At 55.5% G+C, this 25,544-nt stretch carries 23 protein-coding genes; 2 read left to right on the forward strand and 21 right to left on the reverse strand.

Features of this window, described 5'->3' with window-relative positions; translation table 11 throughout:
* Nucleotides 1–35: 35 nt before the first annotated feature.
* The 8 genes from menE to FDX19_RS20475 form a co-directional block, all read right to left on the reverse strand.
* Entirely contained in the window at nucleotides 36–1,466 is a 1,431-nt protein-coding gene (menE, locus tag FDX19_RS20440; protein WP_137384145.1) for an o-succinylbenzoate--CoA ligase, read from the reverse strand.
* Complete coding sequence (gene menC / locus FDX19_RS20445; RefSeq protein WP_137384146.1) at nucleotides 1,463–2,425, reverse strand: o-succinylbenzoate synthase; 963 nt, start codon at nucleotides 2,423–2,425, stop codon at nucleotides 1,463–1,465. Before menC ends, menE begins: the two co-directional genes overlap by 4 nt.
* Nucleotides 2,425–3,282: a 1,4-dihydroxy-2-naphthoyl-CoA synthase gene (menB, locus tag FDX19_RS20450; RefSeq protein WP_137384147.1), complete on the reverse strand. Its 858-nt coding sequence runs from the start codon at nucleotides 3,280–3,282 to the stop codon at nucleotides 2,425–2,427. The genes menC and menB overlap by 1 nt, the downstream gene beginning before the upstream one ends.
* 14 nt (nucleotides 3,283–3,296) lie before the next feature.
* On the reverse strand, nucleotides 3,297–4,055 hold the full coding sequence (gene menH / locus FDX19_RS20455) for a 2-succinyl-6-hydroxy-2,4-cyclohexadiene-1-carboxylate synthase (RefSeq protein ID WP_137384148.1): 759 nt from the start codon (nucleotides 4,053–4,055) through the stop codon (nucleotides 3,297–3,299).
* Complete coding sequence (menD, locus tag FDX19_RS20460) at nucleotides 4,052–5,722, reverse strand: 2-succinyl-5-enolpyruvyl-6-hydroxy-3-cyclohexene-1-carboxylic-acid synthase (RefSeq protein WP_137384149.1); 1,671 nt, start codon at nucleotides 5,720–5,722, stop codon at nucleotides 4,052–4,054. Before menD ends, menH begins: the two co-directional genes overlap by 4 nt.
* A gap of 87 nt (nucleotides 5,723–5,809) precedes the next feature.
* Nucleotides 5,810–7,108 carry an isochorismate synthase MenF gene (gene menF, locus FDX19_RS20465; protein ID WP_137384150.1) on the reverse strand — a complete coding sequence of 433 codons (1,299 nt, stop codon included), beginning with the start codon at nucleotides 7,106–7,108 and terminating at the stop codon, nucleotides 5,810–5,812.
* A 94-nt stretch (nucleotides 7,109–7,202) separates the two neighbouring features.
* Entirely contained in the window at nucleotides 7,203–7,508 is a 306-nt protein-coding gene (gene elaB / locus FDX19_RS20470; RefSeq protein WP_137384151.1) for a stress response protein ElaB, read from the reverse strand.
* Nucleotides 7,509–7,561: 53 nt separating this feature from the next.
* Nucleotides 7,562–8,023 carry a GNAT family N-acetyltransferase gene (locus FDX19_RS20475; RefSeq protein ID WP_137384152.1) on the reverse strand — a complete coding sequence of 154 codons (462 nt, stop codon included), beginning with the start codon at nucleotides 8,021–8,023 and terminating at the stop codon, nucleotides 7,562–7,564.
* 67 nt (nucleotides 8,024–8,090) lie between these two features.
* On the opposite strand from FDX19_RS20475, the gene rbn reads away from it, so the two are divergent.
* Both rbn and FDX19_RS20485 read left to right on the forward strand, forming a co-directional pair.
* Complete coding sequence (gene rbn, locus FDX19_RS20480; protein WP_137384153.1) at nucleotides 8,091–9,008, forward strand: ribonuclease BN; 918 nt, start codon at nucleotides 8,091–8,093, stop codon at nucleotides 9,006–9,008.
* Nucleotides 9,009–9,072: 64 nt separating this feature from the next.
* Entirely contained in the window at nucleotides 9,073–10,077 is a 1,005-nt protein-coding gene (locus FDX19_RS20485) for a chemotaxis protein (RefSeq protein WP_137384154.1), read from the forward strand.
* A 58-nt stretch (nucleotides 10,078–10,135) separates the two neighbouring features.
* Here the strand turns inward: FDX19_RS20485 and nuoN are convergent, their stop codons facing one another.
* From nuoN to nuoA, 13 genes are all read right to left on the reverse strand, one after another.
* The gene (nuoN, locus tag FDX19_RS20490) at nucleotides 10,136–11,593 is read right to left on the reverse strand and encodes an NADH-quinone oxidoreductase subunit NuoN (RefSeq protein ID WP_137384155.1); all 1,458 of its coding nucleotides are present in this window, start codon (nucleotides 11,591–11,593) and stop codon (nucleotides 10,136–10,138) included.
* A gap of 6 nt (nucleotides 11,594–11,599) precedes the next feature.
* Nucleotides 11,600–13,129: an NADH-quinone oxidoreductase subunit M gene (gene nuoM, locus FDX19_RS20495; RefSeq protein WP_005129465.1), complete on the reverse strand. Its 1,530-nt coding sequence runs from the start codon at nucleotides 13,127–13,129 to the stop codon at nucleotides 11,600–11,602.
* A gap of 249 nt (nucleotides 13,130–13,378) precedes the next feature.
* Entirely contained in the window at nucleotides 13,379–15,220 is a 1,842-nt protein-coding gene (gene nuoL, locus FDX19_RS20500) for an NADH-quinone oxidoreductase subunit L (RefSeq protein ID WP_137384156.1), read from the reverse strand.
* Nucleotides 15,217–15,519 carry an NADH-quinone oxidoreductase subunit NuoK gene (gene nuoK / locus FDX19_RS20505; protein WP_006683663.1) on the reverse strand — a complete coding sequence of 101 codons (303 nt, stop codon included), beginning with the start codon at nucleotides 15,517–15,519 and terminating at the stop codon, nucleotides 15,217–15,219. Before nuoK ends, nuoL begins: the two co-directional genes overlap by 4 nt.
* Nucleotides 15,516–16,070 (reverse strand): NADH-quinone oxidoreductase subunit J, encoded by a 555-nt coding sequence (nuoJ, locus tag FDX19_RS20510; protein ID WP_137384157.1) that lies wholly within the window; start codon nucleotides 16,068–16,070, stop codon nucleotides 15,516–15,518. The genes nuoK and nuoJ overlap by 4 nt, the downstream gene beginning before the upstream one ends.
* A gap of 11 nt (nucleotides 16,071–16,081) precedes the next feature.
* Nucleotides 16,082–16,624 carry an NADH-quinone oxidoreductase subunit NuoI gene (nuoI, locus tag FDX19_RS20515; RefSeq protein ID WP_135321187.1) on the reverse strand — a complete coding sequence of 181 codons (543 nt, stop codon included), beginning with the start codon at nucleotides 16,622–16,624 and terminating at the stop codon, nucleotides 16,082–16,084.
* A gap of 14 nt (nucleotides 16,625–16,638) precedes the next feature.
* Entirely contained in the window at nucleotides 16,639–17,616 is a 978-nt protein-coding gene (nuoH, locus tag FDX19_RS20520) for an NADH-quinone oxidoreductase subunit NuoH (protein WP_003028063.1), read from the reverse strand.
* Nucleotides 17,613–20,339: an NADH-quinone oxidoreductase subunit NuoG gene (gene nuoG / locus FDX19_RS20525; RefSeq protein ID WP_137384158.1), complete on the reverse strand. Its 2,727-nt coding sequence runs from the start codon at nucleotides 20,337–20,339 to the stop codon at nucleotides 17,613–17,615. Before nuoG ends, nuoH begins: the two co-directional genes overlap by 4 nt.
* Nucleotides 20,340–20,522: 183 nt before the next feature.
* The gene (gene nuoF, locus FDX19_RS20530) at nucleotides 20,523–21,860 is read right to left on the reverse strand and encodes an NADH-quinone oxidoreductase subunit NuoF (RefSeq protein ID WP_137384159.1); all 1,338 of its coding nucleotides are present in this window, start codon (nucleotides 21,858–21,860) and stop codon (nucleotides 20,523–20,525) included.
* The gene (gene nuoE / locus FDX19_RS20535) at nucleotides 21,857–22,357 is read right to left on the reverse strand and encodes an NADH-quinone oxidoreductase subunit NuoE (RefSeq protein ID WP_003028069.1); all 501 of its coding nucleotides are present in this window, start codon (nucleotides 22,355–22,357) and stop codon (nucleotides 21,857–21,859) included. Before nuoE ends, nuoF begins: the two co-directional genes overlap by 4 nt.
* Nucleotides 22,358–22,359: 2 nt before the next feature.
* On the reverse strand, nucleotides 22,360–24,162 hold the full coding sequence (nuoC, locus tag FDX19_RS20540) for an NADH-quinone oxidoreductase subunit C/D (protein WP_137384160.1): 1,803 nt from the start codon (nucleotides 24,160–24,162) through the stop codon (nucleotides 22,360–22,362).
* 211 nt (nucleotides 24,163–24,373) lie between these two features.
* Nucleotides 24,374–25,036 (reverse strand): NADH-quinone oxidoreductase subunit NuoB, encoded by a 663-nt coding sequence (gene nuoB, locus FDX19_RS20545; RefSeq protein ID WP_003028075.1) that lies wholly within the window; start codon nucleotides 25,034–25,036, stop codon nucleotides 24,374–24,376.
* Nucleotides 25,037–25,051: 15 nt separating this feature from the next.
* Nucleotides 25,052–25,495: an NADH-quinone oxidoreductase subunit NuoA gene (nuoA, locus tag FDX19_RS20550; RefSeq protein WP_040230134.1), complete on the reverse strand. Its 444-nt coding sequence runs from the start codon at nucleotides 25,493–25,495 to the stop codon at nucleotides 25,052–25,054.
* Between the last annotated feature and the right edge of the window lie 49 nt (nucleotides 25,496–25,544).

Here is a 25,544-nt window from a genome sequence, read left to right on the forward strand (position 1 = left end):
GAATGGCAATTATGCGGGATAAATTTAATGTTTTCTTAAGCTTTACCGCGGGTACGGACCCACTCCAGCAGCGCCCGGCGAGAAATCTTAATACCACCGCTTTTCAATTCTGCGGGTAAGGTTAGCCATCGAACGGGTTGCTGGAAACGTGCCAGCTTATCTTTCACCCATTCAGCCAGATCAATACTTCCGGCTTCGGCATCGTACTCCACAACCGCAACGGGGCGATGGCCAAACTCTTCATCTTCGATTGGCACAATAAAAGCTTGTAGAACATGGGGATGCGATACAATAACGCGCTCCACCTCTTCCGGTTGGATCCCTTCTCCGCCACTAAAAAACAGGTTGTCCATCCGCCCGACAATGGTTAACTTGCCATCATGCACGATGCCGCGATCGCGGGTGGCAAACCAGCCTTGCGCATTAACCAGCGGATAAAGCTGTCCGTTACGCCAGTACCCTTGCGCCATGCTGGCGGCACGCAGCCAGACTTCATCATCAACAATCCTGACTTCTCTGCCTGGTAGCGCAGTGCCGACATCCGCCTTACCATCGGCTTCTTTCGCACACACCGTGGAGGCAAATTCCGTCAACCCGTAACCGCACCAGCAGCGAATACCCTGCTCACGCGCTTGTTCCGTCAATTCAACAGGAATCGCGGCACCGCCCAGCAACACGGCCTTTAGCGATACCGGTGTGTTATTGACCAACAGCCGCCAAAGCTGCGTGGGAACCAGCGAAGCATGGGTACAACCCGCCAGCATCTGCTCTAACGGCTGCTTATCGCGCACGGTCATACGTGCCCCGGCAAACAACCAGCGCCACATAATCCCCTGACCGGAAACGTGAAATAACGGTAGCGAGAGCAGCCAGTCATCGTCTTCGCCAAATGGCATCAGTGACAGCACCCCCTGCGCACTCGCCAAATGCGCCTGACAGGTATGTACCGCTGCTTTAGGCAGTCCGGTTGAGCCGGAGGTTAACGTCATTGTGCTCAAGCGCTGAGGCAGCCAGACGGCAGCATGCTCGCCAGACTGTTCCAGCATTCGCAGCGGTGTCAGTCCCGGGAGCGGACTTTCGCCTTCCAGATCCAGCGCAAAACGCAGCGTCAGATCCGGGATTAACACATCCAGCAACGACTGTGGCAACTGCGGGTTCACAGGTAAAATTCGTGCCCCGCACTGCAACAATGCCAGCCAGGCCAGCAGCGGACGGGGATGATTCCAGGCGCGGAGCAATATGCCATCGCCCTCTTCCACCCCTTGAGCCGCAAAGCCACTTGCCAGACGATCGACTCGCGCGCAGAGATCGCCCCAGCTTAACACCTCATCGTTGAGGCGTAAGGCTGGCGCGTCCGCACGAGCCTGTCGCCAGTGACGCCACGGCCAGTCAGTAAAATCAGGCGTATCGGACAATCGCTCCAGGCCCGATGCGCTTGCGCCATCGGGCATTTCCCACTGGGTCATAGCAATCGTTCCAGCGCATCGACCTCATTGCACGGCAACGTACTGCCAGGCCAGGTGCGCACCTGCTGGCACTGCATCAGGCTGAGCGTATCCAGACCAGGGATAGTCTGTGGCGTCAACCAGGCAGCAATGCGCGCCAGCTGGGTTAAGCCCAGGCTCGATTCGATAGAGGAGCTGATCACGGCGGTGAGACCGAGCGCGTGTGCGGCTGCAACCTGCTCACGCACCTTGTCGAGGCTACCCGTCAGCGTAGGCTTGATGACGACAGCCTTCACGCCCTCTTCGGACATAAAGGTGAAATCGGCTTCACGCAGACTTTCATCCCAGGCGATGGCAATCCCTGTTTCACGCGAGAACGCACGGGAATCATCACGGGTTTTACACGGCTCTTCGAGGAAGGCAATGCGCCCGCGATACTCAGGATTGACATATTTCGCAAACTGCTGGGCTTTCAGCGGCGTCCACGCACGATTGGCATCGAGCCGCAGGTGCAGTTCCGGGATCGCCTCCAGCAACAGATTGACGACCATACCGTCGCGAACAGCTTCATACAGACCGACTTTTACCTTCGCAACTTTCTCGCCAGGCATGTCTGCCAGTTGCAGCACCAGATCGTCAGGATCACCGGTACACAACGGCGCAGCACGATAGTCCGCCGCCTCAGGCAACGTACCCTCAAGCTCGGCCAGCGCACAGCTAACACCAAATGCAACGGCAGGCAGTTGTGGTAAGGATGAATCCCCCTGCAGCCAACCGTTAACCCAGGCCAGCAGCGCAGTTTGCGCCTCTTCCCAGGTTTCCTGGCTGAAGCCCGGTAGTGGAGAGATCTCTCCCCACCCTTCGTGCTCGCCGTCACGAAGACAAACGTACAGCCCGTCACGCGTTTTTAACCGCCTGTCACGCAAAATCACCCCCGCGTCCATGGGGATCTGCCAACGGTATACCTGCGCGCTACGCATTACGGATTCCGTTTGAATTTGCTGAAGTCAGGCTGGCGTTTCTGGTTAAAGGCGTTACGGCCTTCCTGACCTTCTTCCGTCATGTAGAACAGCATGGTCGCGTTCCCGGCCAGCTCCTGCAGACCCGCCTGGCCATCGCAGTCGGCATTCAGTGCAGCTTTCAGGCAACGCAGCGCCATCGGGCTGTTTTGCAGCATTTCACGACACCAGCGCACCGTCTCTTTTTCCAGATCGACCAGCGGAACCACGGTATTGACCAGGCCCATATCCAGCGCCTGTTTTGCATCGTATTGACGGCACAGGAACCAGATTTCACGTGCTTTTTTCTGGCCGACGATACGCGCCATGTAGGATGCGCCCCACCCGCCGTCGAAGGAACCGACTTTCGGGCCAGTCTGACCAAAGATGGCGTTTTCAGCCGCAATGGTCAGGTCACACATCATGTGCAGCACATGGCCACCACCGATGGAATACCCTGCCACCATCGCGACAACCGGTTTCGGACAGGTACGAATCTGACGCTGGAAGTCCAGTACGTTCAGATGATGCACGCCGGAGTCATCCTGGTATCCGCCGTAATCGCCACGTACTTTCTGATCGCCGCCCGCGCAGAACGCTTTGTCGCCCGCACCGGTCAGAATAATCACGCCGATATTGTCGTCATAGCGCGCATCCGCCAGCGCCTGAATCATCTCTTTGACGGTGACAGGACGGAAAGCATTGCGTACCTGCGGACGATTAATGGTGATTTTTGCGATACCGTCGGTGGATTTCTCATAGCGAATGTCGGTGTAGCCTTCAGAGCAATCGAGCCATTCTACCGGTGCGTAAAGCATTGTTTCATCAGGATAGATCATAAAATGTCCTATAGTCAGCGACGCAGAATCTGAGCCAGACAGTCCACCACGCCAGCGGGATTGTCCCGATGCGCGTTGTGTCCGGCGTTACGAATCACATGGTTCGGTACGGATATTTCCGCCGCCAGAGCGCGGAATTTATCGTCACGTTCACCACATAAATAATAAAACGGAAATGTGCGCGTTTTCAGTTGCACACGTAAATCAGGTTGTACGGCCAGCGAGGTGGCTTCCAGCATTGCCGCCAACGTTTCACCCTTATTCTGGCAGCGTAAAGCGACCAACGCCTCTCTTTGTGTCGTATCCAGCGAAGCAAAAATCGGTTGCTGGTACCAGTCATTAAACACCTCACGCAACGGCTCACGGCGAAAACGTGCGGCCCAACGCCCATCTGCAAGGCGACGCTGAACGCGCTCATCTTCGTGTTGTAAACCAGGGTGCCCACCTTCAACCACCAGACCACACAGTCCAGGCATCTCCTGACAGGCTGCCATCATCGCGACTCTGCCGCCAAGGGAATATCCCACCAGCCAGTAGTTAAGTATGTTGTAACTAAGCAGCGTGTTACGCAACAAATCGCTGACGTCATCGAATCCGCTCACGCTGATGTCAGCGGAGCCGCCGTGGCCAGGCAGGTCGATATACAGCCGCGAATAATCCGGGAATGCTTCACCGACCGCCTGCCATTCCCGGCGATCGCCGGAAAATCCGTGCAGAAAAACCAGCCAGGGAAATCCTGGCTGGCCCGTGTTCGCCTGCGCGTGCAGGATCATAGATGACTGACCTGCGCCAGCAGCTGCTGCAGGGTTTGCGCCCCGTCAGTTTCATTCACGACCAGCTCAATCACCGTTGCCACCGGAGTACGCCAGGCGTTCGTCAGCGCGCTCTCCAGTTGCGCCCAGTTCTCCGGGCGGTGATATTTGAGGTCAAACATAGCCGCGGCATGCTCAAAATGGACGTTCTGCGGCATCAGGTAGAACCGTTCACGTTCGCCTGGCGGGGTTGGCAGCAGAGAGAAAATCTGTCCGCCGTTATTATTCACCACAATCAGGACAAACGGTGCGGAAACCTGGCGCAAAAGCGCCAGCGCATTCAGGTCATACAGCGCGGATAAATCGCCAACAATAGCCAGCGTCGATTTCGCACTGGCACGCTGTACGCCTGCCGCGGTTGATAGCAGACCGTCAATACCGCTCGCACCGCGATTGCTGTAAACCGGAAAACCCGCCGGAAGCTGAGACAGCGCGTCAATCAACCGTACAACCAGGCTGTTCCCTACGAACAACTGTCCCTGCTCTGGCAGATACTCGCGAATACGGTGCGCCAGCTGTGCTTCGCCAAACGTGTCGCGGCGGGCTTCTACCGCCTGCCATGCCTGTTGCGCCAGCCGCGGGATCTCCACACACCAGGGCTGGCGTTTCTCTGCCGGATGCAGCTCCAGCCAGTCGCCTACTTTTGCCACCAGCCGGCGTCCACGATGATGAGCCGGATCCAGACGTCCTTCGATATTGTCGACAATCCAGAATTCCTGTGGGTTGCAATTGGCCTGCCATTGCAGTAGTCGTTTACCGGTCAGACTACTGCCGAGCTGCACCACAATCTGCGCCTGCTCTAATTCAGCGACCGCTTTCGCGTTGCCCAGCCACAGATCGGCGCAGGGCAACGGCTGTCCGGTTTGCGACAGCACATCACCAATGAGTGGCCAGCCTAACGTCTGCGCCCAGAGCGCAACTTTCTTGCCCTCTTCGGCGCTCATGCGCCCGGCAAGGACCACACCACGTTTTTGCCGCCAGAAAAACCAGTCGCGCTGTTTATCACTTTCCAGTCGACGCGCTTCGCGCAACCAGGGTTTGTCATCCTGCCACCAGTCGCCCAGGCGCTGCTGCCACTCAATGCCCGTGTCGTCCATCTCGCCATACAGCGGCTCCGCAAACGGGCAGTTAATGTGTACCGCACCGCTGTGCAGTGAGGCCAGGGCGTTATCGAGGGTAGACACCAGCCAGCTCGCCGGAATGTCCTGCGTCGGACGCGGTAAAGAGAGCGTTTGCGACGGATGCGATGCAAACATGCCGGCCTGACGAATCGCCTGGTTAGCGCCACAGTCAATAAGCTCAGGCGGTCTGTCAGCGGTGAGTAAAATCAGTTTTTCACCGGTCAGTCCGGCTTCAATCAGCGCCGGATACAAATTCGCTACCGCCGTACCAGAGGTGACAATAACGGCAACAGGTTGCCTGCTGACTTTCGCCAGGCCTAAGGCGAGATGTCCCAGTCCGCGCTCGTCAAAATGGGTATGATGGATAAAAGCGGGATTTTCCGCTGCCGCTAAAGTCAACGGCGTCGAACGCGAGCCAGGGGCAATGCAAACATGCCTGACGCCGTGGCGAGTGAGTGCTTCCAGAATGACCGCCGCCCAGCGTCGGTTAAATGCGCTTACTGACATGAGATTGTCCGGTATCAATATTGCGACACAGTATAAAGAATCGAATAAATGGATTTTTGATATGAGTCGGGAATATACACGAAATCACTATCCTTCCATCTGTAATAAAGTACGTAACCCTGCCGCTTTATTATCTATTTCTTGCCATTCTTGCTCAGGATCTGAACCGCGCACGATCCCCGCCCCGGCATATAGCCGTACGACATTTGCGCTAATTTTCGCTGAACGTAATGACACGCAAAACTCGCTCTGACGCAGTGAAAGATAACCCGCAGAACCGGCGTACCACTCGCGTTCAAAGGGTTCATTATGTTGGATAAATTCACGCGCCAGCTCGCGCGGAATACCCGCTACGGCCGCAGTAGGCTGTAGCTGAACCAGACAGAGCGTATCATCCGCCTGATTGAGCGCAGTCCAGATACAGCGGCGCAGATGCTGTACTTTTCGCAGTCTGAGGACCTGCGGCGGCAGGACATCGAGGGTTTGCGTACAATTTTGCAGCCGTTGGCAAATATCTTCCACCACCAACATGTTCTCGCGCTGATTTTTATCGTCCTTCATCAGCCATTCACCAAGCTGCCAGGCGCGATGATCGTCAGGGTGATTGGCAACAGTTCCGGCCAGCGCCTCAGTGCGCAGTGCCGTGTCACGCCGTCTATACAGACGTTCAGGGGAAGAGCCAAGAAAAGCAGATTCGGCGGAAAACGCCATATAGAAGTGGTAACAGTTGAGATTTAAACGACGACTGGAGGCCATAACCGCCGCGGCATTAACCGGCTGAGAAAACTGTAAATCGGTCGCACGCGCCAGCACCACTTTGTCGAGTTCTTCCTCAGCGATGGTCTGCGTGGCAAGCTCAATCAGGCGAACCCAACCGTCTTTATCCGGCCAGTGCTGCTCTCCCGTCAAAATCAGACGCAATGGGGGAAGCGGTTTTACCTGCGCAAGCGTTGAAATAAACGCAGCGGCCTGCGCGGCATCTTCACGCAATGACACGTCGCTATACAGGTGGAGTCGTAAGGTCGCGACCCCGGCGCAGCGTCGCCATTCCAGTCGCGGCAGCAATAAATTACCGCGCTGCGGCTCAAACGCATTCAGACCCCAGATGCGCAGTTCGGGGTGATTATCATGTTGGCGTAAAAACCGTTGGGCAGATTCCAGTGAGGAGAATGTCGCCACTGCGCCCAGCACAGCCGCTTCTTCATCGCCGTTACGTTGCTGCCAGTAAAACTGAGGCCAGACGGGCTGGCTGGCCAGCCATCCTAACGCGTCAAAAGCATCGTTCAGTGGGAAAGGTATGTCGTAAATACGAATGCCAGGTGCTGCCGGTATCTCTTGCGACAAAATGCGCATCAGGCTTTCCAGCGCAGTAGTGATTGAATGCACGCGGACCTCTCCCTGTTAAAAACCTCTCATTATACGGGGTACTGAGCAGAAAAAGCAGTACCCCCGTATAGGGAGTGCGATGACAGCGCTATATTTATCGCCGTGCCAGCAATAATCCCATCACTAAACCGACTGTCGCCCCCACGCCGATCCCGCGCCAGGGTTTTTCGTGTACATAGTCATCTGCCCGGCAAACTGCCTGCTTTGCACGATAATAGTAACTGTCAGAGGCATGACTAACGCGATTTCTCACCTCTTCTAACGCCTGCTCAGCCCGCGCTTTTAACTCAAGGTACTTCTGGTCGGCAGGATCGCCGGAAGAACGTAGCACTTCTGCCAGCGTTTCGCTCAGCAATTCCAAATCGTCATCAATACGTGATTCGTAAGAATGAAAAGACATTATATTCTCCCTTTCTATTGACGTACCCGCTAACTATAGACGACAGGGGCTGTTTACGCTTGATGCCCCTCACGCGCCATGCCGATATGTGGAATACCATCTTCGTCATAGATCTCCGTGACTGGAACAAAACCAAATCTTGCATAAAACGATTGCAGATGCGCCTGAGCCCCCAGGTATAACGCCTTGTGCGGCCAATGCTGCGTACAGGATGCCAGCGTTTGCGTCATTAACTGCTGCCCTAATTTTTCGCCGCGTAGCGCTTCGCTGACAATCACCCGGCCAATCACTACCGGCTCCAGATCATCGTCACTTTTCAGAATCCTCGCATACGCCACCAGTTCATCATTATGCCATCCCAGAATGTGGCGGTTCTCGCCGACTAAGTCGTCGCCATCCACGTCCTGATACGGACATTGTTGCTCAACAACGAATACCGCACAGCGAAGCTGAAGAATGGCATACAGCTCCTGAACACTCAGCTTTGCATGATGGAGATCTTGCCAGTGGATCATTGTCTGCCCCTTTGTTGTGATAACCTGAACACCCTGCCTCATTGATGGCGAAAAGTGTAACGTAAAGATGGAATTACTATTCTTAGGTACGTCTGCGGGAGTTCCCACACGTTCTCGCAATGTAACGGCAATATTACTGAATCTGCAACACCCTACTCAGGCAGGTTTGTGGCTTTTTGATTGCGGCGAAGGGACGCAGCATCAAATGCTTAGCACCCCGTTCAACCCGGGCAAACTTGATCGTATTTTTATCAGTCATCTGCATGGCGATCACCTTTTTGGTTTGCCTGGGCTACTGTGCAGCCGTTCAATGGCCGGAAACGTCCAGCCGCTGACGCTTTATGGTCCGAAAGGATTACGGGAGTTTACCGAAACAGCCCTGCGACTGAGCGGCTCATGGACCGATTACCCGCTGGATATTGTAGAAATCACCGCCGGTGAGATTGTGGATGACGGCCTGCGCAAAGTGACCGCATTTCGACTGGAACATCCGTTGGAGTGCTACGGTTTTCGTGTTGAAGAACACGACAAACCCGGTGCGCTTGATGCCAACGCGCTCAGAGCGGCGGGCGTTAAACCAGGCCCTTGTTTTCAGGATCTCAAAGCGGGCAAAACCATTGTGCTGGAAGACGGGCGCACCATTAACGGGGCCGATTATCTCGCCCCGGCGATTAAGGGAAAGTCCGTCGCCATTTTCGGTGATACCGGGCCCTGTGCGAGCGCTATCGAACTGGCAAAAGGGGTGGACGTGATGGTGCATGAAACCACGCTGGATTCGTCAATGGAGGAAAAAGCCAACAGCCGCGGGCACAGCTCCACCCGGCAGGCCGCACAGCTGGCACGGGACGCCGGTGTGGGCAGACTCATCATGACCCACGTCAGCTCACGCTACGATGCAAAAGGCTGCCAGCGGCTACTTGAAGAGTGCAGAGCGCTGTTCCCGGCAACGGAACTGGCTCACGATTTCGCCATTTTCACCGTTTAACGCTTTATTTTTCCGCCTCAATGCCGATAACAGTGGAAAGGCTGGTTTTCACACTGAGGACAGGATGAACAATTTCCAGAAAGATATTGATGACAGGACCAATCTAACCTTGTCGAACCGCTTTGAGCTGCTGCTATTTCGCCTCGGCAAGTCGGTTGAAGAGCAGAAATCAGAGCTGTTTGGCATCAACGTTTTCAAACTCCGTGAAATCGTTCCGATGCCAACATTTACTCGCCCTGCCGGCATGAAGGCTCCGCTGTTAGGCATGGTGAATATCCGGGACCAGGTGATCCCGGTGATCGACCTGCCTGCTGTCGCCGGGTGTAAACCCGAAACCGGGCTTAATATCCTGTTGATCACAGAGTACGCCCGCAGCGTCCAGGCGTTTGCGGTGGAGTCAGTAGAGAACATTATGCGCCTCGACTGGCAGCAGGTGCACACTGCGGAGAAAGCCGTCAATGGTCGCTACATCACCAGTATTGCTTGTCTGGACGACGACAAAGAAACCAACAATTTGGCGCTGGTGCTTGATGTCGAACAGATCCTGTATGACATTGTGCCGTCCAACCACGATTTACGCGCAACCGACCTGAAAACCAGCAAATTCAATATCACGCCAGGTGCGGTAGCCATTGTTGCGGAAGACTCCAAAGTTGCCCGGGCGATGCTGGAGAAAGGACTGAACGCGATGGAAATTCCGCATCTGATGCATGTCACGGGCAAAGATGCCTGGGACAAAATTCAGCAACTCTCCGCAGAGGCTCAGGCGGAGGGTAAGCCTGTCAGCGAGAAAATCGCCCTGGTGCTTACCGATCTGGAAATGCCGGAGATGGACGGTTTCACACTGACCCGTAAGATTAAAACCGACGAACGTCTGAAGAAGATCCCGGTTGTCATCCACTCTTCACTGTCCGGTAGCGCCAACGAAGATCACGTCCGCCGGGTGAAGGCCGATGGCTACGTGGCAAAATTCGAGGTCAACGAATTATCATCTGTGATTCAGGAAGTGATGGAACGCGCAGCAAAAGATATTAGTGGTCCATTGGTGAGCCATCAGCTTTCCGCCTGATAGCCTTGCCCGCATAAAAAAACCCGCCGAGGCGGGTTTTTTCGTTTCAGCGTGTCGCTTACATCAGCGGCGTCGCCAGCTGCACGATACTGATCAGCGGTTGTGGGTAGATACCCAGCACCAGCACCAGCAGTGCGGAGATCAGCACCACGATACCGCCCGCGCTGTACTGCCAGTTAGACGGTGCATCGCGGTTCAGTTGCTGAGGTGCGCTCAGGTACAGGCTCACAGCAACGCGCAGGTAGTAGTACAAACCAATCGCGGAACCGACCACCACAGCAGCAACCAGCCACCACAAGTTGGCCTGCACACCGACAGCCAGTACGTAGAATTTACCGATAAAGCCCAGCGTCATCGGGATACCCGCCAGAGACAGCATCATCACCGTCATCACTGCCGCGAGGATCGGACGATGCCAGAACAGGCCGCGATAGGAGAACAGAGAGTCTGCATCCGGACCACGGTACGGGCTGGACATCAGGCTGACCACACCGAACGCGCCAAGGCTGCTGAACAGATAACCGGCCAGATACACGCCTACCGCTTCCATTGACATCTCGCCGCTCTGCAGGGCAATCAGCGCCACCAGCAGGTAACCGAGGTGAGAGATGGAAGAGTAACCGAGCAGACGTTTGATATTGGTCTGGCTCAGCGCCATCAGGTTACCGAAGATGATGGACGCAAAGGCAATTATACCCAGCACGATACGTACCGCTTCGCTGTCGCCAACCGGCGCGTACAGGAACAGACGCATCACCACGCCGAAGATAGCGATTTTGCTCGCCGTCGCCAGGAAGGTGGAAACCGGGGCTGGAGCACCCTGGTATACGTCTGGCGTCCACAGATGGAACGGAACCAGCGAAAGTTTGAAGCCGAGGCCCACGATCATCAGACCGAAGCCCGCCAGCAGCAGCGGCTCATGCAGCATGCCGTCGCCGAGGCTCTTACCAAGTGCAACGAACGACAGGTTGCCGGACTGTGCGTACACCAGCGCCATACCAAACAGCAGGAAGGAAGACGCTGCGGCAGACAGAATGGTGTATTTGATACTGGCTTCCAGCGAACGTTTTTGACGGAACGCATAGCCAACCAGACCAAACAGCGGCAGAGAGATCAGCTCAATACCAAGGAACAGCGCCGCCAGATGGTTAGCATTGGCGAGCAGAATTCCACCCAGCGCGGCAATCAGCACCAGCAGGTAGAATTCTTCCCGGTTGTCGTCGTAGCCTTCCAGCCACGGGTAAGCAAAGGTACAGGTGGCAAGGCTCGCCAGCAGCACCAGCCCGGTGTAGAGCATAGCGAAACCGTCAACCCGCATCAGCGGGGTGACGTCCATGGCGCCCGCCTGGCCAACAAACCAGAGCGAAACCAGCGCGGCGTTAAGCCCAATGACCGACAGCGTGGCATTGAGGAAGTGATTGCGTCGCCACGCAATGGAGAGCATCACAACCACCACCGTCAAGCCGACGATCAGCAGCGGTAGCAGCGCAATCAGGTGTTGTGGAGTTATTGTCATGGCGATTTACGGCCTTGTAGTAGTAACGGAATTAACAAACCACTGCTGGATGTTGCTCATCGCAGAATGCGAGGTATCCAGAATCGGCTGCGGATAGAAGCCAAGCAGTACCAGAAGCACAACCAGCAACAGGATGATAAACAGCTCACGCAGCGACATCCCTGGCAGTTCAACACTGGCAATCTGGCTTTTCGCCTTACCAAAGTAAGCGCGATGCAGCATCGCCAGCGAGTATACAGAAGCAAACACCAGACCAAAGGTTGAGATCACCGTAATGACCGGAACCACCTGGTAGCTGCCGAACAGAATCATAAATTCGCCAACGAAGTTACCTGTACCCGGCATACCCAGCGTACACACTGCGAAGAACATCGACAGCGCTGGCAACCATTTCATTTTGCCCCACAGGCCGCCCATCATACGCATATCACGCGTGTGCAGACGTTCGTACAGCTGACCACACAGAATGAACAGACCGGCTGCGGACAGACCGTGAGCGATCATCTGGATAACCGCACCCTGGTACGCCAGCTGGCTGCCAGTGTAGATAGCAATCAGTACGAAGCCCATGTGCGATACGGAGGTGTAGGCAATCAGACGTTTGATGTCGTACTGATTAAAGGCCATCCACGCGCCGTAGAAGATACCGATTACGCCAAGCCACATCGCGATAGGCGCAAACTCCGCCGACGCGTTAGGGAACAGCGGCAGAGAGAAACGCAGCAGACCGTAGGCCGCGGTTTTCAGCAAGATCCCCGCCAGGTCAACGGAACCTGCGGTCGGTGCCTGGGAGTGCGCATCTGGCAACCAGCCATGCAGCGGAACCACCGGCATTTTCACCGCAAACGCAATGAAGAAGCCCAGCATCAGCAGATATTCCACGCCGTGGGACATCGGGGTATTCAGCAGCTCTTCATAGTTGAAGGTCCACACACCGGTCGCTTTATAGTGCACAAACACCAGTGCCAGGATGGCAATCAACATCACCAGGCCACTCGCCTGGGTATAAATGAAGAACTTGGTCGCCGCCGTGATACGCGTTTTACCGTCAGAGGCTTTATGCCCCCACAACGCGATCAGGAAGTACATCGGCACCAGCATCATTTCCCAGAAGAAGAAGAACAGGAACATGTCGATGGCAAGGAACACGCCGATAACGCCGCCTAAGATCCACATCAGGTTCAGGTGGAAGAAGCCCTGGTATTTTTCGATTTCATTCCAGGAGCAAAGGACCGCCAGAACACCGAGCAGACCGGTCAGCACGACCATCAGCAGCGATAAACCGTCGATGGCTAAGTGAATAGAGATGCCGAAACGCGGGATCCACGGCAGGATAAACTCAGACTGCCACTGCGGAATGCCAGCGGATTGCGTCAGTGAATAGCCGCCCTGCAACCACAGTTGCAGGCCAAGCGCCAGCGTCAGTCCCATGGTAATCAGCGCTATCCAACGCGGCACCTTCACGCCAAAGCGTTCGGTCTGCCAGCACAGGAAGCCACCGATGAAAGGGATTAATATCAACCAAGGTAATAACATGGTGATCTTTGTTCCTTGTTTAAGTCCCGTTCAGGCTATCTCACTCGTCATAGCGAACCCCGGCTGTGCTCGCAACCCTAACGTACTTCAGTACGCTCCTGTTGCTGTGCGCAGGCGGTGTCCACTCTGACTTCGCCGATAACGCCTGTCCTTTTGGACCTGATTTTCAACGAATTTTAATAATTCTCTTTGGGTTTGTCGGCCGGATAAGCGAAGCGCCATCCGCAATCGTTCATCCAGCCAACAAACTCAACGCAGTACCATCAACAGTGCCAGCACAACGACAGCGCCAATGCTCATTGATGCCACATACCAGCGCAGATAGCCGTTCTCGCTTAACAGCAGGCCTTTACCTGCAAAGCGGGAAAGGATAGCCGGGATGTTCATCATGGCGTTCAGCGGATCGCGTTTCAGCAGCCAGGCAATGCCGAGGAACGGCTTAACGAACACTTTGTCGTACAGCCAGTCAAAGCCCCAGGCGTTATACCACCAGGTCCCCAGCAGACGGCCTGGCGCACTGTTGGCAATCGACGTCACCAGCGTACGTTTACCCAGCCACAGCCATGCTGCGATCAGGATGCCTGCAATCGCAACGATACCGGAGGTAATTTCCAGCGTCATAACGCGACCATGTTCAAGCTCGGTCGTTGCCGGCAGCACGCCATGCAGCGGCGGCACAATCAGCGCGCCAACGAAGGTGGACAGGATCATCAGCACAATCAGCGGCAGATGATGGGTAATCCCCTTCCCTGCGTGAGCGTGAATTTGTTCTTTACCGTGGAACACGATGAAAATCATACGGAAGGTGTACAGAGAGGTCATGAACGCACCGACCAGACCTGCGACCATCAGATTGATATGACCGTTCGCCATCGCACCGGCCAGAATCTCATCCTTACTGAAGAAGCCTGCGGTAATCAGCGGCAGAGCTGACAGCGCCGCGCCACCAATCAGGAAGCAAAGATACACCAGCGGAATAGACTTACGCAGGCCGCCCATCTTGAAGATGTTCTGTTCGTGATGGCAGGCCAGGATAACCGAGCCGGATGCCAGGAACAGCAGCGCTTTAAAGAAGGCATGCGTCATCAGGTGGAAAATCGCCGCATCCCATGCCTGTACGCCCAGCGCCAGGAACATGTAGCCAATCTGGCTCATGGTGGAGTAAGCGAGAACACGTTTGATGTCGGTTTGGACCAGCGCGGCAAAACCCGCCAGCACCAGCGTGATAGCACCAATAATCCCTACCAGATGCAGAATTTCCGGGGTCATCAGGAACAGACCGTGGGTACGTGCAATCAGGTAGACACCAGCGGTAACCATCGTCGCGGCGTGGATAAGCGCAGAGACAGGCGTCGGGCCAGCCATCGCGTCTGCAAGCCAGGTCTGCAACGGCAGCTGCGCGGATTTACCGACCGCACCACCCAGCAGCATCAGGGTTGCCCACATCAGCATGTTGTTACCGTCTGCAAAGTGCGCAGGCGCCAGTTCCACCATTTCGCGGAAATTCAGCGTACCCAGCTCGTTGTAGAGGATGAACAGCGCGAAGGCGAGGAATACGTCACCGACACGGGTTACCACAAAGGCTTTCATTGCCGCTGCGCCATTCTTCGGATCGGTATAGTAGAAACCGATCAGCAGATAAGAGCACAGGCCCACGCCTTCCCAGCCGAGATACATCAGCAGCAGGTTATCCGCCAGTACCAGAACCACCATGCTGGCGATAAACAGGTTGGTGTAGGCGAAGAAACGAGAGTATCCCTCTTCACCGCGCATATACCAGGAGGCGAACATGTGGATCAGGAAACCAACACCGGTTACCACCGAGAGCATAGTCAGCGACAGGCCGTCCAGCACCAGGTTAAAACCGATGTTGAAGTCGCCGACCGACATCCACGTCCATAGCGGCTGGCTGTAGGCCTGTTGGCCATTGGCAAAGAAGTCAACACCCACAAACGCGGTCACCAGCGCCGCCAGGCCAATCGACCCGACGCCCACGGTTGCGGACAGATTTTCTGACCAACGACCGCGAGAGAACGCCAGTAATACAAAGCCAATAAATGGCAGAATAATGGTTAAGGCAAGCATGTTCATCCACGCATCTCACTTACTGAATCGATGTTCAGGTTCTGGCGACGGCGATGAAGTTGCAGCAGCAGCGCAAGTCCAATGCTCGCTTCAGCAGCCGCGAGGCTGATGGCAAGAATGTACATCACCTGACCATCGGTCTGGCCCCAGTAGCTTCCGGCGACCACGAAGGCCAGCGCGGAGGCGTTAATCATGATTTCCAGCCCGATCAGCATAAACAGCAGATTGCGGCGGATAACCAGACCAGTTAAACCCAGTACGAATAAGACAGCCGCGAGGATCAGTCCATGTTGTAAGGGGATCATGCGTGCTCCTCCGTTTTTCTTTTCGCGCGGTCATCAGTGCGATTACTCAGCACTTCACCGGAACGTTCTTCGCGACCGACGTGGAAGGCCACAACCAGACCCGCCAACAGCAGCATCGAAGCCAGTTCAACCGCCAGAACATAAGGTCCAAACAGGGAAATGCCGACTGCTTTCGCGCTGATTGGCGTACCGTCAATGCCCTGATCGTTAACACCCAGGATGGCATACACAATCACCACCAGCATGATGGCCGACAGAATCGCCGGACCAATCCACACCTGCGGTCTCAGCCACTGACGTTCCTGTTCGATTTCAGCACCGCCCAGGTTGAGCATCATCACCACGAACACGAACAGCACCATGATGGCGCCCGCGTAGACGATAATTTCCAGCGCACCGGCGAAGTAAGCGCCCAGCGAGAAGAACACCCCAGAAATCGCCAGCAGCGAAATAATCAGGTACAGCAATGCGTGGACCGGATTGGTGTGGGTGATCACCCGCAAGGTTGCGAGAATGGCTATCAGGCCACAGATATAAAAAGCGAACTCCATTGCCCCTCTCCTTACGGTAACAGGCTCTTGACGTCGATAGGCTTAGCTTCGTTCTCTGCTTCGCCTTTATCTTTGCCGTCGATTGCCATACCTGCCATCCGGTAGAAGTTATATTCCGGGTATTTGCCCGGACCGGAGATCAGCAGATCCTCTTTCTCGTAAACCAGGTCCTGGCGCTTGTACTCACCCAGCTCGAAATCTGGAGTCAGCTGAATAGCCGTTGTCGGACAGGCTTCTTCGCACAGACCACAGAAAATGCAGCGTGAGAAGTTAATGCGGAAAAACTCCGGATACCAGCGGCCGTCTTTGGTCTCTGCTTTTTGCAAAGAGATACAGCCAACCGGACAGGCTACCGCACACAGGTTACAGGCAACGCAGCGCTCTTCACCGTCTGGATCGCGGGTCAGTACGATACGACCACGAAAACGGGGCGGTAGATAGACCGGCTCTTCCGGGTACATCTGCGTTTCGCGTTTCGCGAACGCATGCAGGCCGATCATCCAGATACTACGAAGCTGGGTGCCTGCGCCTACAAGTAATTCTTTTAAGGTCATGGTCTTTGTGTCCCTTATTGCGCCTGCCAGAGAATGACAGCCGCCGTTACCAGCAAGTTGACGAGCGTCAGCGGCAGACAGACTTTCCAGCCGAAGGACATTACCTGGTCATAACGAGGACGCGGTAACGACGCACGAATCAAAATGAACATCATCATGAAGAACGCGGTTTTCAGCGCGAACCAGACGAATGGCGGTAAGAACGGGCCATGCCAGCCACCGAAGAACAAGGTAACCATCAGCGCAGAAATGGTGACGATACCGATGTACTCGCCCACAAAGAACAGACCGAATTTCATGCCGGAATATTCAATGTGGTAACCATCGGCCAGTTCCTGCTCGGCTTCGGGCTGGTCAAACGGGTGACGGTGACATACCGCTACGCCCGCGATGGCAAAGGTGACAAAACCAAAGAACTGCGGAATAACGTTCCAGATATCAGCCTGGTTATTGACGATGTCGGTCATGTTAAATGAACCGGCCTGCGCCACCACGCCCATCAGGGACAATCCGAGGAACACTTCGTAACTCAGCGTCTGCGCAGACGCACGCATCGCACCGAGCAGCGAGTATTTGTTGTTGCTCGACCAACCGGCGAACAGCACCGCGTAGACCGCGAGGCCTGCCATCATCAGGAAGAACAGGATCCCGATGTTCAGGTCAGCAACCACCCAGTTCGGACTCACCGGCACGATGGCGAAAGCCAGCAGCAGCGAGGTGAAGGCGATCATTGGTGCCAGGGTAAAGATGACGCGATCCGAGAATTTCGGGATCCAGTCTTCTTTAAAGAACATCTTGATCATGTCCGCAACCAGCTGGAGCGAACCGCCCCAGCCAACACGGTTCGGTCCGTAACGGTTCTGGAACAGACCCAGCAGACGACGTTCACCAAAGCTCATGAATGCCCCGCAGGTGACCACCACCAGCAGGATCACCACCGCTTTGAGAATGCTCAGCAGGATCTCAATCAGATCGGGTGTAATCCAACTCATTGTTGTGCCTCCTGCAGATCCTCAAGACGCGCACCTGCCAGAACCGGCGCGATGCCAGGCATGCCCATCGGCAAACCAACCTGCCCTGCCGTTAAGCCTTCAGCGATTTCAACCGGCAGCGTGACCGTGTTGCCATCGTAGCTGAAAGAAACGCGCGTGCCGGCATTGACGCCCAACTTCGCGGCATCTGCCGGGTTGAGTTTGATGTATGGCTGCGGCATGCGGGTCTGGAAGACCGGCGCACGCTGGGACATTTCATCACTACCAAACAGATGGTAGTACGGTGCGATACGCCACTGACCATCCTGAGCCTGGAAGCTCGCCGGAACGGTAGTGAAGTAATCCAGGCCACCTTCAGATGCTTCAATCAGACGCACGCCCGGATCGCCATGACGCAGTTTACCGCCCACTTCATCCTGGAACTTGTTCCACGCTTGTGGGGAGTTCCAGCCTGGTGCCCAGGCAAACGGAATTTGTGAACGCGGTGCAGACGGCTGGTTGTTCCCTTCCATCGAGAAGGCGAACATGGTGTCTTTATCCTGCGGCTGGCGCGGCTCGTGCACACTGATGTTAGCGCGCATGGCCGTACGGCCACTGTAGCGGTGCGGTTCACGTGCCAGTTTCTGACCACGGATACGGAAGCTGGCATCCGGCGCGGCATCTTTAATACCCGCCAGCTGCGGCAGCTTCTCAACGACCGCATCGATAACGTGGTCGAGCTGCGTCCAGTCCACTTCACGGCTCTGTACGGTGCTGTGCAGCGAATGCAGCCAGCGCCAGCTTTCCAGCATGATGGTGTTGCTGTCGTAATAGGACGGGTCATAGACCTGGAAGAAACGCTGGGCGCGGCCTTCGTTGTTAATCACCGTGCCATCGCTTTCGGCGAAGCTTGCGGCGGAAAGCACCAGATGGGCATTTTCCATAATAGCCGTACGCTGATGGTCAATGACCAGTACCAGCGGCGCTTTCGCCAGCGCGGCGTTCACACGCGTGGCTGAAGCATGACGATGCAAATCGTTTTCCAGCACCACAACGGCGTCAGCACGACCTGTTTCCAGTTCAGTCAACGCATCGTCAAGGGAACCACCGCCAATCATGCCCAGGCCCATGCTGTTAACAGAGCGGGCAATCATGGTGATGCCGACATCTGCGCCACGGCCTTTCAGCGCCTTCGCCACGTTGGCAGCAGCCTGAATCACCTCGGCGCTACCGGCGTTGGTGCCGGAAATAATCAGTGGTTTCTTCGCCCCGGCCAGTGCCTGAACGATAACGTCAATTTTGTTCTGCAGGTCACGGTCGATGCCGTCAACCGCCGGTGCGTTGTTATCCAGCGCATGGGCGATAGCGAAACCTAAACGCGCCTGATCTTCAACCGGTGCACGGTAGGTCCATGCCGCGATATCATCCAGACGGGTGTTATCGACGTTGGTCACGAACAGCGGATGTTTGGCACGCTGGCCAATGTTAAGGATTGCGGCGATCTGCCAGTCGGCCACTTTCTGTGCCGCTGCCATTTCACGCGCTTTCCCCTTCACCGCCTGACGCACAGCCAGCGCAACACGCGCCCCGGTCTGGGTGACATCTTCGCCCAGCACCAGGACCGCGTCGTAAGATTCGATTTCGCGCAGCGCCGGGGTATAGATACCGCCGTCACGCAGCACGCTCAGCGCCAGTTGCAGACGTTCCTGCTCACCCTGGGCGATGCCGGTATAGAAGTTATCCGCACCCACCAGTTCACGCAGCGCGAAGTTGCTTTCAACGCTGGCACGTGGGGAGCCGATACCGATCACTTTCTTCGACTGACGCAGAATATCTGCCGCACCCTGCATCGCCTGCTCAGCGTTCAGGGTGATCAGATCATCGCCACGGCGCTGGACCGGCTGACGCGGACGGTCTTTCAGGTTCACGTAGCCATAGCCAAAACGACCACGGTCGCAGAGGAAGTAGTGGTTAACGGTACCGTTGTAACGGTTTTCGATACGACGCAGTTCGCCGTAACGCTCACCCGGGCTGATGTTACAGCCGATGGAACACTGCTGGCAGATGCTCGGCGCAAACTGCATATCCCATTTACGGTTATAACGCTCGGAGTGCGTTTTATCAGTGAACACACCGGTCGGGCAGATTTCTACCAGGTTACCGGAGAATTCGCTCTCGAGCGTACCGTCTTCCGGACGACCGAAATAGACGTTGTCATGTGCGCCATAGACGCCCAGATCCGCGCCGTCCGCATAATCTTTGTAGTAACGCACGCAGCGGTAGCAGGCGATGCAGCGGTTCATTTCGTGAGAAATGAATGGCCCCAGATCCTGATTGCGGTGAGTACGCTTAGTAAAGCGGTAGCGACGGAAGCTATGACCGGTCATAACGGTCATATCCTGAAGGTGGCAGTTACCCCCCTCTTCACAGACCGGACAGTCGTGTGGGTGGTTAGTCATCAACCATTCCACCACGCTTTCACGGAATTGCTTCGCTTCTTCGTCGTCGATAGAAATAAAGGTGCCTTCGGTAGCCGGTGTCATACATGACATCACCAGGCGACCACGCGTATCTTCCGCGTTTTGATATTGCTTCACCGCACACTGGCGGCAAGCACCGACGCTCCCAAGCGCCGGGTGCCAGCAAAAGTATGGAATATCAAGGCCGAGAGACAGACAAGCTTCCAGCAGGTTGTCCGCTCCGTTGACCTCATATTCTTTGCCGTCTACATGAATCGTAGCCATAGTCAGCATGCTTCCAGTTGGCTTAGTCAGTGACCAAGCGTTAATCGAATTTCTTTTCCGCTTTATCCTTCAAGCTGCCTCGGCGTTGGCTTCCCTCGTTCATCCCAGTCACTTACTTTAGTAAGCTCAGGGATTCTCTCGGTTGCCGCCTTGACGCATCTTGAATGCTTTCGCGTAAAACGTTTACCAGCGCTCTTTCAGCAGGTTCGGCTGAATACCACTAATTACGTGGGTATTGCTGAAAGTCTGCTTAATGCCAGCTTCGAATTCTTCGCGGAAATATTTAATGGCGCTCTGCAGCGGTTCAACCGCGCCCGGTGCGTGTGCACAGAAGGTTTTACCCGGGCCGAGGAAACGACACAGTTGCTCAAGTGTCTCGATATCCCCAGGCTGGCCTTCACCACGCTCCAGCGCACGCAGAATTTTCACACTCCACGGCAGACCGTCACGGCACGGCGTACACCAGCCGCAGGATTCGCGGGCGAAGAACTCTTCGAGGTTGCGCACTAGCGGTACCATGCCAATCTCGTGGTCAACCGCCATCGCCAGCGCGGTACCCAGACGGCTGCCTGCTTTACCGATGCTTTCGAATTCCATCGGCAAGTCGAGATGTGCCTCAGTGAGGAAGTCGGTTCCCGCTCCGCCCGGCTGCCAGGCTTTGAACTTCAGGCCATCGCGCATGCCGCCCGCGTAATCTTCGAGGATCTCACGCGCGGTAGTACCGAAAGGCAGCTCCCACAGTCCCGGATTCTTCACGCGACCAGAGAAGCCCATCAGTTTGGTGCCCGCGTCTTTGCTCTGCGAAATGTTCTGGTACCACTCCACGCCGTTGGCGAGGATAGCCGGTACGTTACACAGGGTTTCGACGTTGTTAACGCAGGTCGGTTTACCCCATGCACCAGAGCTTGCCGGGAACGGCGGCTTGGAGCGCGGGTTCGCACGGCGACCTTCGAGGGAGTTAATCAGCGCGGTTTCTTCACCACAGATGTAACGCCCTGCCCCGGTGTGGACAAACAGTTCGAAATCGAAACCGGTGCCCATGATGTTTTTACCAAGCAGACCGGCTTCGGTCGCTTCGGCAATTGCGCGGCGCAGATGCACAGCCGCTTCGATATACTCACCACGCAGGAAGATGTAACCACGGTACGCTTTCAGCGCGAACGCGGAGATCAACATACCTTCCACCAGCAGGTGCGGCAGCTGTTCCATCAGCAGGCGGTCTTTATAGGTGCCCGGCTCCATTTCATCGGCGTTACACAGCAGGTAACGGATGTTCATGGATTCGTCTTTCGGCATCAGGCTCCACTTCAGGCCGGTGGAAAAGCCCGCGCCGCCACGCCCTTTCAGGCCAGCGTCTTTTACCTGGTTGACGATTTCATCCGGTGACAGCCCGGTCAGGGCCTTACGCGCACCTTCATAGCCGTTCTTGCTACGGTATTCGTCCAACCAGACCGGCTGTTTATCATCGCGCAGACGCCAGGTCAGCGGATGTGTTTCGGGAGTACGGATAATGTCTTTCATTTATACCGCTCCAACAGTTCGGGAATGCCTTCCGGGGTCAAGTGAGCATGAGTATCTTCATCGATCATCATGTTCGGCCCCTTGTCGCAGTTCCCCAGGCAACAGGTCGGCAACAGCGTAAAGCGACCATCAAAGGTCGTCTGCCCCGGCTTGATGTTGAGTTTTTTCTCAAGCGCAGCCTGGATCCCCTGGTAGCCATTGATATGGCACACGACGCTGTCGCAATAGCGGATCACGTGGCGACCGACCGGCTGGCGGAAGATCTGGCTATAGAATGTCGCAACACCTTCGACGTCGCTTGCTGGGATACCCAGCACGTCAGCGATCGCGTAGATCGCCCCATCCGGCACCCAGCCACGCTGTTTCTGAACGATTTTCAGCGCTTCAATGGACGCCGCACGCGGGTCTTCGTAGTGGTGCTTCTCGTGCTCAATCGCTTCACGCTCAGCCGCACTCAGCTCAAAAGCCTCGGTTTGTGGTTGTTGATTCTCGTGCATAATTAGCGGTCCACATCTGACATAACAAAATCGATACTACCCAGGTGGACGATAAGATCGGACACCAGGCTGCCACGTACTGCTACCGGGATCTGCTGCAAGTGCGCATAACTCGGGGTACGGATACGCGTACGGTAACTCATGGTGCTGCCATCGCTGGTCAGGTAGTAACTGTTGATACCCTTGGTCGCTTCCACCATCTGGAAGGACTCGTTCGCCGGCATAACCGGGCCCCACGAAACCTGCAGGAAGTGGGTGATCAGGGTTTCGATATGTTGCAGCGTGCGCTCTTTCGGCGGCGGCGTGGTCAGCGGGTGATCCGCTTTGAACGGGCCTTCCGGCATGTTATTGAGGCACTGCTCAAGGATGCGCAGACTCTGGCGCAGCTCTTCAACTTTCAGCATCACGCGGGTATAGCAGTCGGATACACCGCCGCCAACCGGAACTTCAAAGTCAAAGTTCTCATAGCCAGAGTACGGACGTGATTTACGCACGTCAAAATCAATACCCGTCGCACGCAGCGCAGCACCGGTACAGCCCCAGTCCAGCGCTTCTTTTTTGCCGTAAGCGGCAACACCCTGCGAACGGCCTTTCAGGATGGTGTTACGCAGTGCGGCTTTCTCATAGGAATCCAGACGTTTTGGCATCCAGTCGAGGAAGTCACGCAGCAGTTTGTCCCACCCGCGCGGCAGATCGTGTGCGACACCACCGATACGGAACCAGGCCGGGTGCATACGGAAACCGGTGATCGCTTCGACAACGTCATAAATTTTCTGACGGTCGGTAAAGGCGAAGAATACCGGGGTCATTGCGCCGACGTCCTGAATGAACGTGGAGATGTACAGCAGGTGGCTGTTGATGCGGAACAGTTCAGAGAGCATGACGCGAATCACGTTCACGCGATCCGGTACGGTAATGCCCGCCAGCTTTTCGACTGCCAGCACGTACGGCATTTCGTTCACGCAGCCGCCGAGGTACTCGATACGGTCAGTGTACGGAATATAGCTGTGCCAGGACTGACGCTCACCCATCTTTTCAGCGCCACGGTGGTGGTAGCCGATGTCAGGCACGCAGTCGACGATTTCTTCGCCATCAAGCTGCAGGACAATACGGAACGCACCGTGAGAAGACGGGTGGTTAGGACCGAGGTTGAGGAACATGAAGTCCTCATTTTCGGTGCTACGCTTCATGCCCCAATCTTCTGGCTTGAAGGTCAATGATTCCATTTCCAGATCCTGTTTGGCTTTGGTCAGCTCAAACGGATCGAATTCAGTCGCGCGCGCTGGATAGTCTTTACGCAGCGGATGGCCTTCCCAGGTATGCGGCATCAGCAGACGCGTCAGGTGCGGGTGGCCTTCGATATCGATGCCAAACATTTCCCAGGTTTCACGCTCATACCAGTTGGCGTTCGGGAACAGTTTGGTGAAAGTCGGTACGCGCAGGTCGTTTTCAGACAATGCCACCTTGAGCATGATATCGCGATTGCGTTCAATGGAGATCAGGTGATAGAAAACGGAAAAATCCGCGGCGGGTAACCCTTCGCGGTGCGTACGCAGACGTTCGTCCATGCCGTGTAAGTCAAACAGCATGACGTAAGGTTTCGGCAGTCTCTTTAAGAAATCGCCAACTTCGAGTAACTGTTCACGCTTGACCCAGACAACGGGTACACCGGTGCGAGTCGCCTGAACGGTAAAGGCATCCGGCCCAAAACGGTTGCGCAGTTCGCCAATGACCGGGTCATCAAGGTGATCCCGTGTCTGCCATGCAGCGTCTTGCGCGGTTAAGTCGGTCATATTGTTCACCATTGCAAATGGTTCGTGGTAGTCGGCAGTGCTTCGCGCTGTTTATCCACTTCATCCTTCAAGCTGTCTCGGTGTTGGCTGCCTTCCCTCACCCCAGTCACTTACTGATGTAAGCGCCAGGGGATTCGCTCAGTTGCCGCCTTGATACACCTTGAATGATTTTGTGTATGTCTAATAGTTCACGAAGCGCAATGTTGCTGCCGACAGGCGCAAATTAAATCTCGTCTGGTGTACGAAGATTCGTTACAGCAATACGTTCGCCGCGTTTACGCTCGCGTTCTGACTGCATATTGGCGCGATAAACGCCCTGATCGCCAACCACCCAGGAGAGCGGACGGCGTTCTTTGCCAATGGAGTCTTGCAGCAGCATCAGTGCCTGCATGTACGCTTCTGGACGCGGCGGGCATCCCGGGATGTACACATCTACCGGAATAAATTTATCAACGCCCTGCACTACCGAGTAGATATCGTACATACCGCCGGAGTTGGCGCATGCGCCCATGGAAATGACCCATTTCGGTTCCAGCATCTGATCGTAGAGGCGCTGAATAACCGGGGCCATTTTGGTAAAGCAGGTTCCGGCTACGACCATCAGGTCAGCCTGACGCGGTGATGCACGCAGAACTTCCGCACCAAAACGGGCCACGTCATGCACGGCGGTAAACGAGGTCACCATCTCTACGTAGCAGCAGGACAGGCCAAAGTTGTATGGCCAAATTGAGTTTTTACGGCCCCAGTTAACCATGTCATGCAGTTTGCCCATGAACACGTTTTTGTTAACTTCTTGCTCCAGGGGGTCGGTTACGATCTCCTGTTTTTGCAGGGGGTAACGGTCGTTCTCACCGTTAGGATCTATGCGGGTGAGCGTATAATCCATCTTAATGCCTCGCGGTTAGCGTTGACGATTAGCGATACTGTTCGTTTCCGGGTTCATACGCTCGCGGCGTGAACGCGCGGGCGTCCAGTCCAGCGCGCCAATACGCACCAGATAAACCAGACCTGCCAGTAACACAAAAATAAAAATTGCAGCTTCCACAAAGCCAATCCAACCGCTTTCACGGATAGAAGTTGACCATGCGAACAGATACAGCGCTTCAACGTCGAAGATAACGAAGAACATGGCTACCAGATAAAACTTGGCAGACAGGCGCAAGCGGGCGGTGCCGACCGAGTCGATACCTGATTCAAACGGCACGTTTTTAGATCTCGCGCGTGCGCGACCACCTAAAAACCAACCGCCGACGAGCATCAGGCAGCACAGGCCAATGGCGACAATAAGAAAGATAGCGAATGCCCAGTGATGAGCGATGACTTCAGTGGATGTTGACATACTCATTGCTTACTCATCAAAAGTAGCGCCAAATTCTCTGCTCTTTTCGGCAGAT

Origin of the sequence: Citrobacter sp. wls619, assembly GCF_005281345.1 — a bacterium.
Classification (GTDB): Bacteria; Pseudomonadota; Gammaproteobacteria; order Enterobacterales; family Enterobacteriaceae; genus Citrobacter.

Coding starts and splice junctions, on each gene's coding strand:
- menE (WP_137384145.1), bottom strand. CDS start 1,466: ATGACCCAGTGGGAAATGCCCGATGGCGCAAGCGCATCGGGCCTGGAG.
- menC (WP_137384146.1), bottom strand. CDS start 2,425: ATGCGTAGCGCGCAGGTATACCGTTGGCAGATCCCCATGGACGCGGGG.
- menB (WP_137384147.1), bottom strand. CDS start 3,282: ATGATCTATCCTGATGAAACAATGCTTTACGCACCGGTAGAATGGCTC.
- menH (WP_137384148.1), bottom strand. CDS start 4,055: ATGATCCTGCACGCGCAGGCGAACACGGGCCAGCCAGGATTTCCCTGG.
- menD (WP_137384149.1), bottom strand. CDS start 5,722: ATGTCAGTAAGCGCATTTAACCGACGCTGGGCGGCGGTCATTCTGGAA.
- elaB (WP_137384151.1), bottom strand. CDS start 7,508: ATGTCTTTTCATTCTTACGAATCACGTATTGATGACGATTTGGAATTG.
- FDX19_RS20475 (WP_137384152.1), bottom strand. CDS start 8,023: ATGATCCACTGGCAAGATCTCCATCATGCAAAGCTGAGTGTTCAGGAG.
- rbn (WP_137384153.1), top strand. CDS start 8,091: ATGGAATTACTATTCTTAGGTACGTCTGCGGGAGTTCCCACACGTTCT.
- FDX19_RS20485 (WP_137384154.1), top strand. CDS start 9,073: ATGAACAATTTCCAGAAAGATATTGATGACAGGACCAATCTAACCTTG.
- nuoN (WP_137384155.1), bottom strand. CDS start 11,593: ATGACAATAACTCCACAACACCTGATTGCGCTGCTACCGCTGCTGATC.
- nuoM (WP_005129465.1), bottom strand. CDS start 13,129: ATGTTATTACCTTGGTTGATATTAATCCCTTTCATCGGTGGCTTCCTG.
- nuoL (WP_137384156.1), bottom strand. CDS start 15,220: ATGAACATGCTTGCCTTAACCATTATTCTGCCATTTATTGGCTTTGTA.
- nuoK (WP_006683663.1), bottom strand. CDS start 15,519: ATGATCCCCTTACAACATGGACTGATCCTCGCGGCTGTCTTATTCGTA.
- nuoJ (WP_137384157.1), bottom strand. CDS start 16,070: ATGGAGTTCGCTTTTTATATCTGTGGCCTGATAGCCATTCTCGCAACC.
- nuoI (WP_135321187.1), bottom strand. CDS start 16,624: ATGACCTTAAAAGAATTACTTGTAGGCGCAGGCACCCAGCTTCGTAGT.
- nuoH (WP_003028063.1), bottom strand. CDS start 17,616: ATGAGTTGGATTACACCCGATCTGATTGAGATCCTGCTGAGCATTCTC.
- nuoG (WP_137384158.1), bottom strand. CDS start 20,339: ATGGCTACGATTCATGTAGACGGCAAAGAATATGAGGTCAACGGAGCG.
- nuoF (WP_137384159.1), bottom strand. CDS start 21,860: ATGAAAGACATTATCCGTACTCCCGAAACACATCCGCTGACCTGGCGT.
- nuoE (WP_003028069.1), bottom strand. CDS start 22,357: ATGCACGAGAATCAACAACCACAAACCGAGGCTTTTGAGCTGAGTGCG.
- nuoC (WP_137384160.1), bottom strand. CDS start 24,162: ATGGTGAACAATATGACCGACTTAACCGCGCAAGACGCTGCATGGCAG.
- nuoB (WP_003028075.1), bottom strand. CDS start 25,036: ATGGATTATACGCTCACCCGCATAGATCCTAACGGTGAGAACGACCGT.
- nuoA (WP_040230134.1), bottom strand. CDS start 25,495: ATGAGTATGTCAACATCCACTGAAGTCATCGCTCATCACTGGGCATTC.